The sequence below is a fragment of the Streptomyces sp. NPDC006309 genome (assembly GCF_040613095.1).
Classification (GTDB): Bacteria; Actinomycetota; Actinomycetes; order Streptomycetales; family Streptomycetaceae; genus Streptomyces.
On the sequence record NZ_JBEXRO010000026.1, the window covers coordinates 38,572 to 55,678 of the forward strand.

A 17,107-nucleotide genomic window follows, 5' to 3' on the forward strand; every position below is an offset into this window, starting at 1 on the left:
GTTTGGCCTGCCAGGCGTACCGTTACTGCGCGTCAAAGAGGCCGAAGCGCCGGGTGACATCTGCTAGCAGATGTGACAAACCGGGCGCCTGTGGGTAGAACAAGGGGCGGCTACGACGGCGACGCACGACCCGGAACGGGACTCGGAACGGGAATCTTTACCGCCGACCGGACGTTGACCGGATGACGACGACAGCGACACCTGTCCTGTGGGCGACAAAGCCCGGGAGGCACGATTCATGAGTGAGCGAGCTCTTCGCGGTACGCGCCTCGTGGTGACCAGCTACGAGACGGACCGCGGTATCGACCTGGCCCCGCGCCAGGCCGTGGAGTACGCATGCGAGAAGGGCCATCGTTTCGAGATGCCCTTCTCGGTCGAGGCGGAGATCCCGCCGGAGTGGGAGTGCAAGGTCTGCGGGGCCCCGGCACTCCTGGTGGACGGCGACGGCCCGGAAGAGAAGAAGGCCAAGCCCGCGCGTACCCATTGGGACATGTTGATGGAGCGACGCACCCGCGAGGAACTCGAAGAGGTCCTCGAGGAGCGTCTGGCGGTTCTGCGATCGGGGGCGATGAACATCGCGGTTCACCCCAGGGACAGCCGCAAGAGCGCATAACGCGAGACAAGCACCAGTAACCGCGGGCGCCGTACGTGAAGACGTACGGCGCCCGCGGTTTCGCGCTGTCCGGACGGCGGTGCCGCCCCCGGACGCGCCCCGGGTCAGCGCGTCAGCGGAGGGCGCTGCTCGCCCGGCCCGGGCCGGTCCTCCCTGACGACCTCGCCCTGCACCACCCTGCCGTCGGGCCGGTGGGTGCGGGCCTGCTGGAAGGCGTCGCCCAGACTGCCCGGGGCGGCCTTGCGGAGCCTGCGCTCCAGGGCGTTCTCGGTGCGGCGGCTCACGGCCCTCTGTACCGGCGGGAGCAGCAGGAGGAGGCCCACGGCGTCCGAGACCAGGCCGGGGATCATCAGCAGCAGACCGCCGAGCATCGTCAGGCCGTTGGCGCCGCCGCGCGCCGGCGAGCCGCCCCGCCGGAGTGCCTCGTTGAGGTTCTGGAAGGCGCGGCGGCCCGCCCGCTTGATGATCAGGGAGCCGGCCACGGCGCCCGCGATGAGCAGCAGGAGCACGCTGAGGCCCCCTGCCGCACCCGCGACCAGGGTCAGCAGCCAGATCTCCAGCACCAGCCATCCGGCGAGGCCCAGCGGCAGATACCTGCGCAGCCGGGAGCGCCGGGGCCGGGCGGCGTACGGGGAGGGCGGAGCGCCAGTCGTCATGCTTCCAGTGTGCCTGGGCGTGGCTCAGCGCGGGATAAGGGAGTGATCAGCCCGGGCCGTGAAGGGGCCGGTCAGGCCTGCTTGTCCTTGCCGGTGAGCTTGCCGATGCGGTCGCCGACCCCCCAGGCCGTGACCCGCCACAGCGCCTCGACCACGATGTCGCGGCTCATCTTGGAGTCGCCCAGTTCGCGCTCGACGAAGGTGATGGGGACCTCGACGACGTGGTAGCCGGCCTTCACCGCGCGGCGGGCGAGGTCGACCTGGAAGCAGTAGCCCTGCGAGGAGACCTCGGCGAGGCCCAGGCCCTCCAGGGTCTCGCGGCGGAAGGCCCGGAAGCCGCCGGTCACGTCACGGATCGGCACGTCGAGCAGGAACCGCGAGTAGGTCGAGCCGCCGCGGGAGAGGAACTCCCGGGACTTGGGCCAGTTCACGACCCGGCCGCCGGGCACCCAGCGGGAGCCGAGGACGAGGTCGGCGCCCTTGAGGGCGGTCAGCAGCCGGGGCAGTTCCTCAGGCTGGTGGGAGCCGTCGGCGTCCATCTCGATCAGCACGCCGTAGTCCCGCTCCAGGCCCCAGCGGAACCCCGCGAGATAGGCGGCGCCGAGGCCCTCCTTGCCCTTGCGGTGCAGCACCTGGACGTGGTCGTCCCCGGCGGCCAGCTCGTCGGCGAGCTTGCCGGTGCCGTCGGGGCTGTTGTCGTCCGCGATCAGCACGTGGGCCTCGGGGACGGCCTTGCGTACCCGGCCGACGATGGTCCTGATGTTCTCCGCCTCGTTGTAGGTCGGGATGATCACCAAGGCCGTGCCGAGCGGGCCGAACCGCCGCTCCTGGGCCTTGGCCGCGAGGGTTCCGTCGCCGTCGTTCACTGCTGCCCCTTCATGTCGTACGCAGGGGACCACCATAGTGGCCCCGGCCTGGGATGACGTGACGGCTCGTGCGTAGAGTGGTGTCGATTGCACAAGAACGGGGTAAGAGCCCGGTTTTCGGCCTCTCACCTTACGTCCGCGCCGCCTGCGTGGCACGGCGGATGGGGGCCCGGCGCCCTTCGGGCCGACCTGGGACCCGCTGGCTGCGGATCGACCGAAAGCCGTTGTCTACTGAGCGCCCGGGCCCCACCCGGGTCACACCTGGCCGACCAGCCGGCCGTTCCCCCGTCGGCGCGGGCGCTGAGCCTGGCTCCCAGCGACGGTGCCCGGTGCGGCACACCGTCCCTGACCCAGCGGCGCTGCGACAGGTGTCTGAACGCTCCTCGGTCGGGCGTCCGGTGGTGGACCCGGCCGAACCTACCGGCCCGCCGCCGCTGACTGTCAACAGCCGCCTGACCTGCGAAGACCGCTGACGCGGCCCAGTCGGCGGGGAGGATGCGCAGGTGGGGCGGCGGGCCCGCGGCGGCCGGGGGCCGCCGCGCCACCCCCGGAGATCACTCGCCCGGCCGTACGAACACCGTCCGGCCGCCCACGACGGTGCGCAGGCAGACCGGCAGGTCGCGGCCGGGGCTGAGGTCGGGCAGGCCGGGGGTGCCGGAGCGCGGGTCTGTGGACCAGCGGGCGACCCGGTCGTCGGGGGCCTGGACGATCAGCTCGTCGGTCCGCCAGACGGCGTAGTCCGCAGGCGCGCCCGGGACGAGCACCCCGGCGTCGTCGCGGCCGACGGCCCGCCAGCCGCCCCGCGTGTGCGCGGTGAACGCGGCACGGACGGAGATCCGGTGCTCGGGGGTGTGGTGGAAGGCGGCGGCGCGGACCGTGCCCCACGGGCCGAGGGGGGTGACCGGGCTGTCGGAGCCGAACGCGAGCGGCACACCGGAGCGCAGCAGCGCGGCGTACGGATTGAGGGTGCGGGCCCGCTCGGCGCCCAGCCGCCGGGCGTACATGCCGTCCTCGCCGCCCCACAGCGCGTCGAAGGCGGGCTGGACGGAGGCGATCAGGCCCAGCTCGGCGAAGCCGGCGATGGTCTCGGGGGTGAGCATCTCGGCGTGCTCGACGCGGTGCCGGGCGGCGCGGATCCGGGCGAGGCCCGCCTTCTCGGCGGCGGCGCGCACGCCGTCGACCACGGCGGACACGGCGGCGTCGCCGATGGCGTGGAAGCCGGCCTGGAGTCCCGCCTCCGTGCAGCCCACGACGTGGGCGGCGACGGCGTCGGCGTCCAGGTAGACGGTGCCGGTGTGGCCGGCGTCGGCGTAGGGCTCGTGCAGGCACGCGGTGTGCGAGCCGAGGGCGCCGTCGGCGAAGAGGTCGCCCGCGGCACCGGCCGCGCCCAGCTCGCGGGCCTTCGCCGGGTCCTGTTCCGCCCAGTAGCCGACCACGCGGGGGCCCGGCGTCCCGGCGGCGAGCTCCAGCAGGGCGGTGAAGTCGTCCTCGGAGGAGATCTGCGGGCCGCCGCACTCGTGGACGGTGCCGATGCCCAGGGAGGCCGCGTGGGCCAGGGCGGTGCGCTGGGCCTCGGCGCGCTGGGCCGGGGTGACGGCGGCGAGGGCGGCCGCGCGTACGGCGTGGTGGGCGTCCCCGGTGAGCGGGGCGTCCTCGCGGGGGACGCCGCCGGGCACCAGGTCCAGCAGGGCGGTGGTGACGACCGCCGAGTGCACGTCGATGCGGGACAGGTACAGCGGGCGTCCGCCGGTGGCGTCGTCCAGCTCCGCACGGGCCGGCGGGCGTCCGCCGGGCCAGCGGGCGGCGTCCCAGCCGTGTCCCAGCAGGACCCGGTCACCGGGGCGGGCGGCGGCGAACTCGCGGATCCGGGCGAGGGCCGCCTCCAGGGAGGGGGCGCCGGACAGGTCCAGGCCGGTCAGGGCGAGGCCCGTGGCGGTGGTGTGCACATGGGCGTCGGTGAAGGCCGGGGTGACCAGGGCGCCGTCGAGGTCGACCACCTCGTCCACGCCGTCGGCGAAGGCGTCGGCGGCGCCCTCGGAGCCGACCCAGGCGACCTGGCCGCGCTCCACGACCATCGCGGTGGCGAAGGGGTCGGCGGGGCTGTGCACCTCCCCCCGGCGCAGGAGGACGGTCTGGGGCTCGGCGGACTGCTCACTCATGACGCACAGTCTCTCGCGTACGCGGCCTTCACCGGGCACCGGGGCGGACCGGTCAGATCTTCGGGGCGCGCGCCTCGTAGGGGGTCGACAGCACCACGGTGGTGCGGGTGGAGACGCCGGCGAGGCTGCGCACCCGGGCCAGCAGTTCCTCCAGTTCGTGCGGGGTGGCGACGCGCACCTTGAGGATGTAGTTCTCGTCGCCGGCGACGCTGTGGCAGGCCTCGATCTCGGGGACGCCGGCGAGGCGCTCCGCGATGTCGTCGGGGGCGCTGGGGTCGAACGGTTTCACCGAGATGAACGCGGTGAGCGGCAGCCCGACGGCCTCGGGGTCGACCACCGCGGCATAGCCGCGGATGACGCCACGCTGTTCCAGCCGGCGCACCCGCTGGTGCACGGCCGACGTGGACAGGCCCGTGGCCTTGCCCAGGTCTGTGTAGCTCATCCGCCCGTCGACGACGAGCAGCTGCACGATCTGACGGTCCAGCTCCTCCATGCCGCCAAAACCTACAGTGCGCCTGATCTCCTCGGATACCTCGGAGGCCCAGGTCATTCCCTGTGGGGCGGAAAAGGTACCGGGACGGGCATCTGCGCGCGGCATGTGACCAAGGCCACACGGCCGGTGCGGGCTCCGTGATGTTCTCGTGATTACCGCCGGGACGGGACGGGAAGTGCTTGCTGTGGCCGGGACCGCAGTGCCGTCCCGGCCCAGTCTTAGGGGGAGAAACCCATGCACAGTGTCAGCCACCCTGATCGTTCCGCGTCCGCACGGCAGCAGCCGGTCCTCGAGCCCGAGCCGGAGGGCGTCGAACCCGACGACCTCTTCGACGAGGAACTGGACGCCTACGACACCTTCGAGATGTACCGGGTGATCTGCCCGGACTGCGCGCAGCCGATCGCGCTGCTGGCGGACGAGGAGGTCCTGCCGGAGCACGCGCTGTGCGCCTCGCCGTGGAACCCGTTCGGGCTGACGGTGTGCGCGGGCACCGGCCGTGCGGCGGCCGACGCCCGCCCCGCCGACGAGTCCTGCGAGCCCCAGGAGCAGGACACGGCCCTGCTGCTGACGCTGCCCCAGGGTCTGGACTGGCGGACGCAGCCCTTCTCGCACGTCGGGGGCCCGGGCTCGCGCCCGATGCGCGTACCGGCGATGCGCCGCGAGGCCGCCTGACACACCCGGGCACCGGCCCGTCCCCTCCCCGCACCCGCACCCGCTCCCGCTCCCCGCACCACGACGGCGCGCGCGCCGTCGTGGTGCGGGGAGCGGAGTGCCCGGGACCGCCGGGACGGCGGCCTTGCGCGGCGTGCGCCCGGCGGCGGACGGCGCACGGCATGGCGGCTCCGTGCCAGGGGGCGGCCCGGCTGCGCGGCGGGCGTGGACGTCCCCGTGCCGGCGCGGTGCCCCGGCCGGCCGTCGACGGGGACCCGGCCACGGCGCCCCGGCGCGCGCGGCGGTACGGGGAAGCGGACGTGCGGGAACTGAAGCCCGAATCCGCCGGGCGGTGACCTGTCCGGCCGCCGTCGCGTTGGCCGGGTATGAGCCTCATGGACTCGGCGACCGGGTATCAGCGCCGCATGTTCGTCCCGCGCCCCGCGGAATCGGTTCCGCCACCGGTGCCGCAGGACCCGCCCATCTACCGTGATCTGCTCCGGACCTGGGCCGACCGGGGCCGGACCCTGCCGGGCCGCCATGACCCGGAGTGGACCAGGCTGGCGGCCCCGACGGTCCTGAGGGGGCAGTTCAGCGACCCTCGGGTCCCGCCACGTGACGGGCGATGACCATGCGCTGGATCTGGTTGGTGCCCTCGACGATCTGGAGGACCTTGGCCTCGCGCATATAGCGCTCGGCCGGGAAGTCGGCGGTGTAGCCGTAGCCGCCGAGGATCTGCACGGCGTCGATGGTGACCTTCATGGCCGTGTCCGTGCAGTGCAGCTTGGCCATGGCGGCCTGCTTGGCGAACGACCGGCCCGCGTCGCGCAGGCGGGCCGCGGCGAGGTAGAGCGCGCGGCCGGCCTCGATCTGGGTGGCCATGTCGGCGAGCATGAAGCGCAGGCCCTGGAAGTCGGCGATGGGCCGGCCGAACTGCCGGCGCTGCGTGGCGTAGCCGACCGCCTCGTCCAGTGCGGCCTGGGCGAGGCCGATCGCACACGCCGCGATGCCCAGCCGGCCGGAGTCGAGGGCGGCCAGGGCGATGGCGAAGCCCTGGCCCTCCTCGCCGATCCGCCGCTCGTCGGGGACCCGGACGCCGTCGAAGTGGACCTGGGCGGTGGGCGAGCCCTTCATGCCCATCTTCTTCTCGGGCGCGGCACCGCTCAGACCGGGGGCGTCGCCGGGCACGAGGAAGGCGGTGATGCCTCGGGGGCCGTCCTCGCCGGTGCGGGCCATCACGGTGTAGAAGTCGGCGATGCCGCCGTGCGTGATCCAGGCCTTGGTGCCGTCGATCACCCAGCTGTCGCCGTCCCGGACGGCCCTGGTGCGCAGGGAGGCCGCGTCGGAGCCGGAGGACGGCTCGGAGAGGCAGTACGCGCCGAGCAGGCCGCCGCCGAGCATCGCGGGCAGGTGCTCGACCTGCTGCTGCTTGGCGCCGTACGCGGCGAGGGCGTAGGAGGCGAGGGTGTGGACGCTGACGCCGAGGCCGACGGTGAGCCGGGCCGCGGCCAGTTCCTCCAGGACCTGGAGGTACACCTCGTAGGGCTGGTCGCCGCCGCCGTACTCGGCGGCGTACGGCAGGCCGAGCAGGCCGGATTCGGAGAGCAGGGTGAAGATCTCGCGCGGGAAGCGGCCCTCGTCCTCCTCCCGCGCGGCGTGCGGGGCGATCTCACGCCGGGCGATGTCCCGGACGAGGGCGAGCAGATCCCTCGCCTCGTCCGTGGGCAGTTGACGCTCCACCGGCTGCGGGTCGCGGTCGGACATGGCGTCGGGCTCCTCCCTGTTCGGGCACCGGCGGTCCGGCCCGGGGGTGGGGGCGGCTCCGCCTGTTCGTCGCGCCGGCCGGTGGTGCCCGCTCCCGGGTCTCGGAAGCTGCTGACCAGCGGCATGCGCTGTGAGTATGCCCGATCGGCGACCTCCCGTCACCAGTTAACGACCGCTTACTTCGGACCGCCTCCCGGGAGGTCCTCCGGGGCGGAAATTGGTCCGAACCATTGACCCGACTGGTCTAGTCCTCCTACTGTGCATGACCAACGCTTTACCGCGTTCATGCCAATCGGCGCGCGATCCCCTCTTCCCCCACGAGGAGACACCCGATGCACACTCCCCACCGCTCCGTCCTGCGGGCACTCGTCTCGGCCGCGTGTACCGCCGCGCTCGGCGCGGGCCTGCTGGCCGGCTCGGGCACGGCGACCGCGGCGGCCCCGGGCGCCCCGCAGGCCACGGCCGGCTCCAAGGTCGTCGGCTACTTCACCGAATGGGGCACCTACGACCGCAAGTACTACGTCAAGAACGTCGAGACCTCCGGTTCCGCGGCGAAGCTCACCCACATCAACTACGCCTTCGGCAACGTCACCGGCGGCAAGTGCGCGATGGGCGACTCCTACGCGGCCACCGACCGCGCCTACACCGCCGCCGAGTCCGTCGACGGCGTCGCCGACACCTGGGACCAGCCGCTGCGCGGCAACTTCAACCAGCTGCTGAAGCTGAAGAAGAAGCACCCGGGCCTGAAGGTCCTGTGGTCCTTCGGCGGCTGGACCTGGTCCAGCGGGTTCGGTGAGGCCGCGAAGAACCCGGCCGCCTTCGCCCAGTCCTGCTACGACCTGGTGAAGAACTCCAAGTGGGCGGGCGTCTTCGACGGGATCGACATCGACTGGGAGTACCCGAACGCCTGCGGCAACACCTGCGACACCAGCGGCCGGGACGCGTTCAGGAACGTCATGGCCGCCCTGCGGTCGAAGTTCGGCTCCAGCGGCCTGGTCACCGCCGCGATCACCGCGGACGCCACCAGCGGCGGCAAGATCGACGCCGCGGACTACGGGGGCGCCGCCCAGTACGTCGACTGGTACAACCCGATGACGTACGACTACTTCGGCGCCTGGGACGCGAAGGGTCCGACCGCCCCGCACTCCCCGCTGAACTCCTACTCCGGCATCCCGAAGGCCGGTTACTACACCTCGGCGACCATCGCCAAGCTCAAGGGCCTCGGCGTCCCGGCCTCGAAGCTGCTGCTCGGCATCGGCTTCTACGGGCGCGGCTGGACCGGCGTCACCCAGGCGGCGCCCGGGGGCACGGCCACGGGCCCGGCGGCCGGAACGTACGAGCAGGGCATCGACGACTACAAGGTGCTCAGGTCCAAGTGCCCCGCGACGGGCACGGTCGCCGGTACGGCGTACGCCAAGTGCGGGAGCGACTGGTGGAGTTACGACACCCCGTCGACCATCGCCACGAAGATGACCTACAAGAACCAGCAGGGGCTCGGCGGCACCTTCTTCTGGGAGCTGAGCGGCGACACCGCGAACGGTGAGCTGATCAACGCCATCAACTAGCCCCGCACCGAGGGGGAACGGGACGGGAGCGGCGGACCACGAGCCTCCGCTCCCGTTCCGCTTTCCGGAGTCTTCCGGGTCAGCCGTCCCGGCGGGCGGGCGGCGGGGCCGGACAGGCTGGGTCCAGTTCCTCGATGGCGCGCAGGGTCCCGCCGAGCGTCCGCACCAGCAGCTCGCGCATCGTGTCCCGGGGCAGCCCGGGGCGGTCGATCCACTCCAGGGTGGCGCCCTCCACGCTGCACACCCAGCCGAGCAGGCCCATCCGGGCCACCGGGGGGATGTCGCCGCGGCCGTAGGCGCCTTCGGCGATGGTGGTGACGATGACCTCGCGCACGCCGTCCCGGATCGCGTGCACCTCGGTGTCGAAGCCGACGCCGCCGCTGACGATGGTGCGGTAGGCGGCCTGGTGGCTCTCGGCGTAGCGCAGATAGCCGTCGACGGTGCGGTGCACACGGTCCACGGCTGGCAGCCGGACACCGCCGGCCGCGGAGGTGACCAGGGCGGCTACGGAGTCCTGGACGATCGCCAGGTAATAGCCGCGCTTGGAGCGGAAGTAGTAGTAGATGAGCCCCTTGGCGACCCGCGCCTGCCGGGCGATGTCGTCCATGGACAGCGCGTCGTAGGACGTGTCGGCGAACAACTTCCGCCCGATGGCGATGAGTTCGGCGCGACGCGTCGCGGAGCGCTCGGTGCCGCGCACCGGGGTGGCGGCACGCTGCTGCGGCAAGTTCAAGGTCGACCCTGGTCCAGACGGCCGGCGGGACTCCCGCAGTATGTCAGAACACGCCGTACTGCGACCGGTCGGTCAGAGCAGTCCGAGCTGGGTCACGAGCATCGCGAACACCACGACGAGGACCCAGCCCATGACGTGCTCGACGATGTTCGGGCCGTCCTCCTTGGGGCCGCCGGTGGCGGCACGGGGGGCGGTGGCCGGGAATGCGGTCATGGTGATTACTCACAAGGGTCGGATGAAAGGGCGAGACTTCCCCGTCCTTCGTCCACCATGCCACCCATGTCGGTATGTGCGGCCATGAGCTTGGTCACACGGTTTCAGTGCACCCCCACCGCGGCGAGGGCCCTGCGCTGGTGGGAGGTCGGCTGGGCCGGGAAGTACAGGTAACAGACCCCTCCGGTGCCGGAGACGACCTTGCCGGAGGCGTTGTACCGCTTGGTGCGCAGCCAGATGTTCTCGAACTCCCGGCGCGGATAGACCCGCCGTACCGCGTCGTCGTCCGGCGAGGCCGGGTCGTTGGCGATCACGTCGCCGTCGGCCGTGAAGCCGATCACCGTCATCAGGTGCCCCGAGGTGCCGTAGCCGGCGCCGGTCAGCTCGGTCTTCAGGAAGGACTGGGACGTTATGGCCGGGATGCCGGCCGCGATCAGCGTCTCCAGGTCGGTGAGGGAGGCGAGCCGGGTGACCACGCCCTGGATGCCCTCGAAGGTGGCGGCGTAGGCGGCGTTGAAGGGCCAGTTGCCGCAGCCCTGGTACTGGTGGTCGTAAGTGGCCCGGGCCGCGAAGTCCACCTGCGGGTCGGCGTAGGACGGGTCGACCCAGGACAGCTGCTCGGGGGTGAGCCGGCCGCCCCAGTACTCGATGATCATCTGCGAGGAGGTGGGACTGCACCAGGCCTCGCCGCCGTTGTCGTACTCCGGGTACTGGCCCTTGTGGATCTCCTGCGAGTAGCGCGGGACGGCCAGCTCCTGGGCCAGTCCGGGGGTGGAGGCCGGGACGGTGAAGCGGTCGGGGACGTCGGAGCCCATCGCGCCGAGCCGCCAGACGGTCGGGGTGAGACGCGTGCCGGGCCGGCGGTAGAGGGTGAGCCGCAGCCGGTACGACGCCAGGCGCAGCCCGGTGCTCGCGTCGTCGACGGCGAACGTGTCGGTCCAGACGCTGCTCCTGCCGTCGCTCTGGCCGTCCACCGACGTCCGCTTGATGTCCTGGTCGCCGGCCGCCCAGCGCCCCATCACGTACCAGGGCGTGCCGGTGCCGTCGGAGTACGTGCCCTGGAGCTCGGCCTGGAGCCAGGTGCCCTCGGGGGTGTGCGCGTTCCAGGAGGCGACGGCCTCGGTCGCGGGCGTGGTGAGGCGGTGGACCGGGGAGGTCCAGGTGGCGTACTCCCAGGTGGCGGTGGTGCCGGTGTGCGGGTCGGTGTAGTCGGTGGTGCCGGCGGGGGCGCCGATCACCACACCGGGGCGCCGGCCGGAGACGGCCCGGGTGCCCTCGGCGGTGCCGGAACGCCAGTCGGTGTACGTGGTCCAGGCACGGTAGTCGATCGGGCGGGGCAGCGCCCGGCCGGGCGCGTCGGCGGCGGCTGCCGGTGCGGCGACGGCCGCGGGGGCCGCCGTACCGGTCACCGCCGCGGCGACGGCGACGGCCAGGACGGTTCTGCGGGACGGCTGTTGGGCTTGGCTCATGGGCGCGACGACCCCCAGGTGTCCGAGTCGGGCAGGTCCGGTGCACGGTTGTGCGCCCACTATGGGGCAGGCCGGATCGCCCTGCCAGCACTTGCGCGCATGCCGCGGCACGAATATTGGTCTGGTCCGCCGAAAGGGTTCGCCGCGGCACGGGACGGCCCCGGCGCGGGAGGGGGGTGCGCCGGGGCCGTGCGGCCGGCCGGGTCAGACCAGGTCCATCGCGGCGACCTCGTCGGGGCGGCCGTAGCTGACCGGGCCCTGGAAGCGGCGGCGGGCGGTGGCGAACCACCACACCGTGGCCACCAGCAGGACGACGGCGAGGGCGACCGGCGCGTAGTTGAAGGAGTCGACGGTGATCGGCGACGCCTGCGGCAGCATGAACAGGACGCTGCTGAGCAGGATCCAGACGACCGCGAGCCAGCCGATCGGCCTGCCCCAGCGGCCCAGGTGCCAGGGCCCGGGCTGGAAGGCGTCCCCGAGCCGCAGCCGCAGGAAGATCGGCACGGCGTAGGCGAGGAAGAGCCCGACCACGTTGACGCTGACGATCGCGGTGAACGCCGTGTGCGACCACCAGCCCGGCACCACCAGGGCCAGCGAGCAGCCCACCGCGAACCACACGGCCTTCACGGGTGTACGGGTGCGCGGCGAGACCGAGTGCCACCAGCGGGAGCCGGGCATGGCACCGTCCCGTGAGAAGGCGAAGATCTGCCGGGTGTTGCTGGTGAGGTTGGCGAGCCCGCAGAAGAGCATGGCGCCGATGACGATGAGGACCATCACCTTGGCGACGCCGAGACCGAGTCCGTCGATGAGGATCTGGACGGGCGGCGCGGCGGAACCGGCCACCGTGTCGTAGTCACCAATGCTGTAGACCAGTGCAAGCATCAGAACCAGGCCGGTGATCGCGGAAAAGGCGATGGCGCGGGTGATCCCCTTGGGGGCGCTCACCGTCGCGCGGACCGTTTCCTCGGACATGTGGAAGCTGCCGTCGAACCCGGTGAAGGTCCAACTGGTGACCAGCAGGCCGAGCATGCCGCCGTAAAGCCCGTTCGTGAAGCCGGTGTTGTTCTCGAAATGCGTCACGAAGGACGCGGACTGGTGCTGATCGGGCATCACGATGAGTGCGCCCACGATCACGACGAGTCCGATGAGGAGCCACCACACGGAAATACGGTTGAGCAACGCGACGAGCTGGACGGTGTAGGTGTTCGCCAGTCCCTGGAGGACGATCACGAGGGCCGTGATCAGCACCGTCTGGTGCGCGGTCGGCCGGTACGAGGGCCACTGAAGCTGCACGAAGACCTGGATGAAGGTGGCGGCCGCATAGCCGGTGGCGGCGGTGCCGCCGATCTGCCCCACGAAGTTCAGCCAGCCCGTGAACCAGGACCAGGCACCCTTGTGCCGCTTGGCGAGTTTACCGGCCGAGAAGTACAGGGCGCCGCTCGTCGGAAAGGCGGACGCGACTTCCGCCATGGCCGCGCCGATGAGCAGCACCATGACGGAGACGCCGATCCAGCCGAACACGAGAATACGCGGTCCGCCCGCGTTCATACCGAATCCGAAGGACGAGAAAATACCCGAGAGGATATTGATGATGGTGAAAGAGATCGCGAAGTTGTCGAACGCCTGGAAGCGCCGGGTGAGTTTCCGCGGATAACCCATCGCGTGCAGGGTCGCGTCGTCGTCGAGCACGACGGAATCCGCCGCGCGCGTCCGCGCCCGGGGAGTCGACATCTGTTCCGGCACAGATCGGCCTTTCTCTCGATGGGGCAGGAGCACAAGGGGCAAGGGGGCAAGGGGGCGAGCCGGGTCAGGCGGGCGCCGGAACGGGCAGGCCGCAGGCGCGCCGGGCCCGGGAGAGCTGCTCGGCGGGGTCACCGAAGGCGCTCCAGGGCATGCGAGAGGCGTACGGTCCCATGGCCGTGAACACCGCCCGGGCCTCGAACTCGCACTGGGCCATCACCAGCGCGTGCGCGAGGTAGGCGAGGTCGAGCACCGGGGTGAAGCGGTAACCGGCCAGCGCGGGCAGCCAGTTCTGGTAGACCGCGAGCGCGGTGGAGCGCCACTGGGGCTCTTCCCAGATCCGGTCGGCGAGCAGCCGGGTGGGGTTGTAGCTCTCCACGAGGGCCACCAGGGGCAGCAGCCGGAGCGCGGAGTCGGCGGGCGCCCGCTGGCTGAGGAAGGCGGCCACGTCCCAGGCCGCGTTGACCGAGCCGCCGTGGCGCGTGAAGAAGAAGGACAGGAAGCGGTGGTGCGCCTCGCGGTGCCAGGGGTCGAGGGACAGGATGTGCGCGAACAGCCGCCAGGGGCCGGGCGGCGCCGTGAGCAGGCCCTGCGGGGCCGGGTCGCGCAGCCGGTGCAGCCGGGCCATGGAGAGCCTGGCGACCCAGGGGGTGGGATCCCGGGGGGCTTCGGCGGCGGCCCGGTCGCAGGCGGTCAGCGCGATGCGCTCCAGCCTCTCGGCACGGTCGTCCCGCGCGTCGGCGGCCCGCAGCGCGCGCTGCACCGCCACCCGGGCCCACATCAGCGCCGCCTCGGGCGTCGGCTCCTCGGCGAGCCAGCGCTCGACCAGGTCGGTGCCGGCCGCCTCGGAGGCGAGCACCAGCGAGCGGTGGGCCCGCAGGGCGAAGTCGGAACGTGTCTCGGCGAGGGCCTCGTGCGCGTATCGATAACGTCCGGCGCGCACATCGACGCATACGCTCGCCAGGACCCGGTCGTCGGCCGCCGGATGCCATACGTAGTGCCCTTCGAATAACTCCGCGGCCATGTTCCCCCTGCCGGTCCCCGTACGTCGCATCACGTTGCGCAGGAGGCACCTTACTCAGCGCCGGGCACACCCGGAACGCCGAATTCGACATATCGGTCAGGGGATTCGGGACGTTTATCGCTGCCATTGGCCGGCCGGCAGCCGATGGTTCAAGACGCGACTACACTGTTTCGCGGAAAACATCCCGCACCGCTCCACACCCCGGGAAACGCCATTCACGACCTCGCCGCCCGGCTGCGCGGGCTCCCCCCGTCCCTCGGACCGGTCCGGCTGATCGGCGTCGACGGACACGCCGGCTCCGGCAAGTCCACCTTCGCCGCGCGGCTGGCCCTCGCACTGGACGGGGCTCCGGTGCTCCACCTCGACGACATCGCCAGCCACGAGCGGCTCTTCGCCTGGACGGACCGGCTCACGGCCCAGGTGATCGAGCCCCTCGGCCGCGGCGAGAGCGCGTACTACACCCCGTACGACTGGCGGGCCCGCGCCTTCGGCGTCCCGCGCCCGCTGGCGCCCGCGCCCGTGGTCCTCGTCGAGGGCGTCGGCGCCGGCCGCCGGGCGCTGCGCCCACACCTGGCACGGCTGCTGTGGATGGAGCTGCCTCCGGCGGAGTCCTGGCGGCGCGGCCGGCTGCGGGACGGACCGGAGCAGCGGGAGTTCTGGGACGGCTGGGTCGCGGCGGAGCGCGCGCACTTCGCCGCCGACCCCTCACGCCCCCATGCGGATCTGCTGGTGCTGGGGAGTCCTCAGGGGTACGAGGTGCTGCCGGGACCCGGCGCGGCCCCCGCGGCGGAGCGGAAGGTGACCGAGTGTGAAGGTCCCCCCGCGATGTGGTGAAGCCGTGAAGAGTGCGGCCGGACAACTTCCGCGAGTGCCCCGGCGTTGCTTGACCCATGGGCCGTACAGGTCTTACGTTCTCCATGTGCGGCCCTTCGAAGGCCGCCCACCGACACGAAGCCCCCGGTTGTTCCCCCGTGACCGGGGGCTTCGTTCTGCCCGCGGCCCGCCCCCCGGCCGCCGCGCGCACCGATCCGCTCACCCTCGGTCACGAAACGGTGTGCGCCCCGTCTGCTCCCACCCCGCGGAACGCCTGGTGCGGCACCCTTCGGCGCGCGGTCACCACGCGGGTACGATGCCTTCGGTGCGACCTTCGCGTCTGTCTGGCGCATCGGCAACTCCGTTCCGCGGCCCAGCGGTTGGACCGCGGCGGCCGTCGGGCGACTGCCCGGTGGTGATCCACGGGGCCACGGTCTGTGGGGGGACGTGATGGACTTCGGCACGCGGGGCCCCGAGGCCCCGGCCGACCTTGCCTGGCTGCGGGGCGTGGACGCCTACACGATGGGCGCCTATCCACAGGCGGAGGAGGAGTTCCGCACCGCGGTGCGGATGGACCCGGGCATGGCCGACGCCTGGCTGGGGCTGCACGCTCTCCGGGTCGACACGACGACCGCGCTGCTGCGCATGTTCCGGCACCGCGAACGCTTCGGGGAACAGCGCACCCGGCACCGCCGGTCCCTGAACTCCTGGTACTGGCTGGGCTGGTGGGTGCAGCCGGTGCTGGAGAGCCCGCGCGATCTGCTGCTGGCGCACGCCTCCCACTGGCTGGACGGACGGCATGTGCCCGAGCTGGACCGGGCCCTGGCCGGGCTGCCCCCCGTCGACACCGACGCGCAGGTCCGCTTCCTGCACGCCTGCCGCGCCTATCTGGTCAAGGACTGGGAGCAGCTGATACGGCACACCGACCCGCTGCTGAGCGACGCCCTGCTCGGCATCGAGGCCGGTCTGTTCGGCGGCATGGCCCGGGTCCGGCTGGAGATGTACGGCCAGGCCGAACCGCTGCTGGCGGCGGCGCTGATGCGCTGCCGCAGCGAGCAGCCGCAGCGCAAGGAGCTGCGGTACTGGCTGGCGCGCGCCCACGAGGGCACCGGCCGCAGCGCCGCCGCACTCCCCCTGTACCGGGCGGTGCACCGGGCCGACCCCGCCTTCATGGACACCTCAGCCCGGCTCGCCGCGATCGCCGAGGGCGACGGGTACGACGACGCCTCCGACCTCGCCGCGATCACGCTGACCGGCGCGGGACTGGACACGGTGGACGGACCGGACGGCTTCGACCCGCTGTTCGGCGCGGAGGGCCGGGACCTGCGGCTGCCGGAGCCCGACCTGCCCACCGGACCGCTGCCGTCGGTGGCCGACCCCTCCGTACGGGTGAAGAGCGGGGTGTCCGGCCCGCCGGTCCCGGCCGGTCCGACCGACCCCGCGTTACTGGAGGAGGCACTCGCCGAACTGGAGCGCATGGTCGGGCTCGAACCGGTGAAGCGTCAGGTCAAAGCGTTGTCGGCACAGCTGAACATGGCCCGGCTGCGGGCCGGGCAGGGGCTGCCGGTACAGCCGCCGAAACGGCACTTCGTCTTCTCCGGCCCGTCCGGTACGGGCAAGACCACCGTCGCCCGCATCCTGGGCCGGGTCTTCTACGCGCTGGGTCTGCTCGGCGGCGACCACCTGGTGGAGGCCCAGCGGGCCGACCTGGTCGGCGAATACCTCGGGCAGACGGCCGTGAAGGCCAACGAGCTGATCGACTCCGCGATCGGCGGGGTGCTGTTCGTGGACGAGGCGTACTCGCTGTCCAACTCGGGCTACGGCAAGGGGGACGCGTACGGCGACGAGGCGCTCCAGGTGCTGCTGAAGCGGGCCGAGGACAACCGGGACCACCTGGTGGTGATCCTGGCCGGCTATCCGGAGGGCATGGACCGTCTGCTCGCCGCCAACCCCGGGCTCTCCTCCCGCTTCACCACACGGGTGGACTTCCCCTCCTACCGGCCGCAGGAGCTCACCGAGATCGGCAAGGTGCTGGCGGCCGAGAACGGGGACCTGTGGGACGAGGAGGCCCTGGAGGAGCTGCGGTCGATAGCCGGGCACGTGGTCGGCCAGGGGTGGATCGACGAGCTGGGCAACGGCCGCTTCCTGCGGACGCTGTACGAGAAGAGCTGCGCGTACCGGGACCTGAGGCTGTCCATCTGCCCGGGTGCCCTGTCCCGCCAGGACCTGGCGACGCTGCGGCTGCCCGATCTGATGCAGGCGTACGGAGAGGTGCTGTCGGGGCGGGGGCCGCAGGACCCGTCGGCCCCCTAGCCGCGCCTGTCCCAGGGGCGCGGGGGCCGTGTGAC

The 17,107-nt window shown here is 72.4% G+C and carries 15 protein-coding genes; 5 read left to right on the top strand and 10 right to left on the bottom strand.

Features of this window, described 5'->3' with window-relative positions; translation table 11 throughout:
• Nucleotides 1-238 precede the first annotated feature (238 nt).
• The gene (locus ABZ117_RS27800; RefSeq protein WP_009187548.1) at nt 239-613 is read left to right on the top strand and encodes an RNA polymerase-binding protein RbpA; all 375 of its coding nucleotides are present in this window, start codon (nt 239-241) and stop codon (nt 611-613) included.
• Nucleotides 614-717: 104 nt separating this feature from the next.
• Here the strand turns inward: ABZ117_RS27800 and fxsA are convergent, their stop codons facing one another.
• The 4 genes from fxsA to ABZ117_RS27820 form a co-directional block, all read right to left on the bottom strand.
• Nucleotides 718-1,269, bottom strand: a complete 552-nt coding sequence (fxsA, locus tag ABZ117_RS27805) for an FxsA family membrane protein (RefSeq protein WP_356824543.1) — start codon at nt 1,267-1,269, stop codon at nt 718-720.
• A 71-nt stretch (nt 1,270-1,340) separates the two neighbouring features.
• Nucleotides 1,341-2,135 carry a polyprenol monophosphomannose synthase gene (locus ABZ117_RS27810; RefSeq protein WP_356824544.1) on the bottom strand — a complete coding sequence of 265 codons (795 nt, stop codon included), beginning with the start codon at nt 2,133-2,135 and terminating at the stop codon, nt 1,341-1,343.
• Nucleotides 2,136-2,689: 554 nt separating this feature from the next.
• Nucleotides 2,690-4,294: an amidohydrolase gene (locus ABZ117_RS27815; protein ID WP_356824545.1), complete on the bottom strand. Its 1,605-nt coding sequence runs from the start codon at nt 4,292-4,294 to the stop codon at nt 2,690-2,692.
• Between the two features lie 52 nt (nt 4,295-4,346).
• On the bottom strand, nt 4,347-4,787 hold the full coding sequence (locus ABZ117_RS27820; protein ID WP_356824546.1) for an Lrp/AsnC family transcriptional regulator: 441 nt from the start codon (nt 4,785-4,787) through the stop codon (nt 4,347-4,349).
• 234 nt (nt 4,788-5,021) lie between these two features.
• Here ABZ117_RS27820 and ABZ117_RS27825 point away from each other — a divergent pair, with 234 nt between their 5' ends.
• Nucleotides 5,022-5,459, top strand: coding sequence for a hypothetical protein (locus ABZ117_RS27825; RefSeq protein WP_356824547.1), 438 nt, complete (start codon nt 5,022-5,024; stop codon nt 5,457-5,459).
• A gap of 570 nt (nt 5,460-6,029) precedes the next feature.
• Here ABZ117_RS27825 and ABZ117_RS27830 read toward each other — a convergent pair.
• Nucleotides 6,030-7,202 (bottom strand): acyl-CoA dehydrogenase family protein, encoded by a 1,173-nt coding sequence (locus ABZ117_RS27830; RefSeq protein ID WP_356824548.1) that lies wholly within the window; start codon nt 7,200-7,202, stop codon nt 6,030-6,032.
• Between the two features lie 332 nt (nt 7,203-7,534).
• On the opposite strand from ABZ117_RS27830, the gene ABZ117_RS27835 reads away from it, so the two are divergent.
• A complete protein-coding gene (locus ABZ117_RS27835) occupies nt 7,535-8,767 on the top strand; it encodes a glycoside hydrolase family 18 protein (RefSeq protein WP_356824549.1) in 1,233 nt (410 codons plus the stop codon).
• 79 nt (nt 8,768-8,846) lie between these two features.
• Here the strand turns inward: ABZ117_RS27835 and ABZ117_RS27840 are convergent, their stop codons facing one another.
• From ABZ117_RS27840 to ABZ117_RS27860, 5 genes are all read right to left on the bottom strand, one after another.
• Entirely contained in the window at nt 8,847-9,500 is a 654-nt protein-coding gene (locus ABZ117_RS27840; RefSeq protein ID WP_356824550.1) for a TetR/AcrR family transcriptional regulator, read from the bottom strand.
• A 72-nt stretch (nt 9,501-9,572) separates the two neighbouring features.
• The gene (locus ABZ117_RS27845) at nt 9,573-9,713 is read right to left on the bottom strand and encodes an SCO1431 family membrane protein (protein ID WP_356824551.1); all 141 of its coding nucleotides are present in this window, start codon (nt 9,711-9,713) and stop codon (nt 9,573-9,575) included.
• Between the two features lie 104 nt (nt 9,714-9,817).
• Entirely contained in the window at nt 9,818-11,182 is a 1,365-nt protein-coding gene (locus ABZ117_RS27850; protein WP_356824552.1) for a peptidase C39 family protein, read from the bottom strand.
• 204 nt (nt 11,183-11,386) lie between these two features.
• Entirely contained in the window at nt 11,387-12,925 is a 1,539-nt protein-coding gene (locus ABZ117_RS27855; protein ID WP_356824553.1) for an amino acid permease, read from the bottom strand.
• Between the two features lie 64 nt (nt 12,926-12,989).
• Nucleotides 12,990-13,946, bottom strand: coding sequence for a hypothetical protein (locus ABZ117_RS27860; protein ID WP_356824554.1), 957 nt, complete (start codon nt 13,944-13,946; stop codon nt 12,990-12,992).
• 213 nt (nt 13,947-14,159) lie between these two features.
• On the opposite strand from ABZ117_RS27860, the gene ABZ117_RS27865 reads away from it, so the two are divergent.
• Nucleotides 14,160-14,780 (top strand): hypothetical protein, encoded by a 621-nt coding sequence (locus tag ABZ117_RS27865; protein ID WP_356824607.1) that lies wholly within the window; start codon nt 14,160-14,162, stop codon nt 14,778-14,780.
• Between the two features lie 429 nt (nt 14,781-15,209).
• Entirely contained in the window at nt 15,210-17,072 is a 1,863-nt protein-coding gene (locus ABZ117_RS27870) for an AAA family ATPase (protein ID WP_356824555.1), read from the top strand.
• Nucleotides 17,073-17,107: the final 35 nt, after the last annotated feature.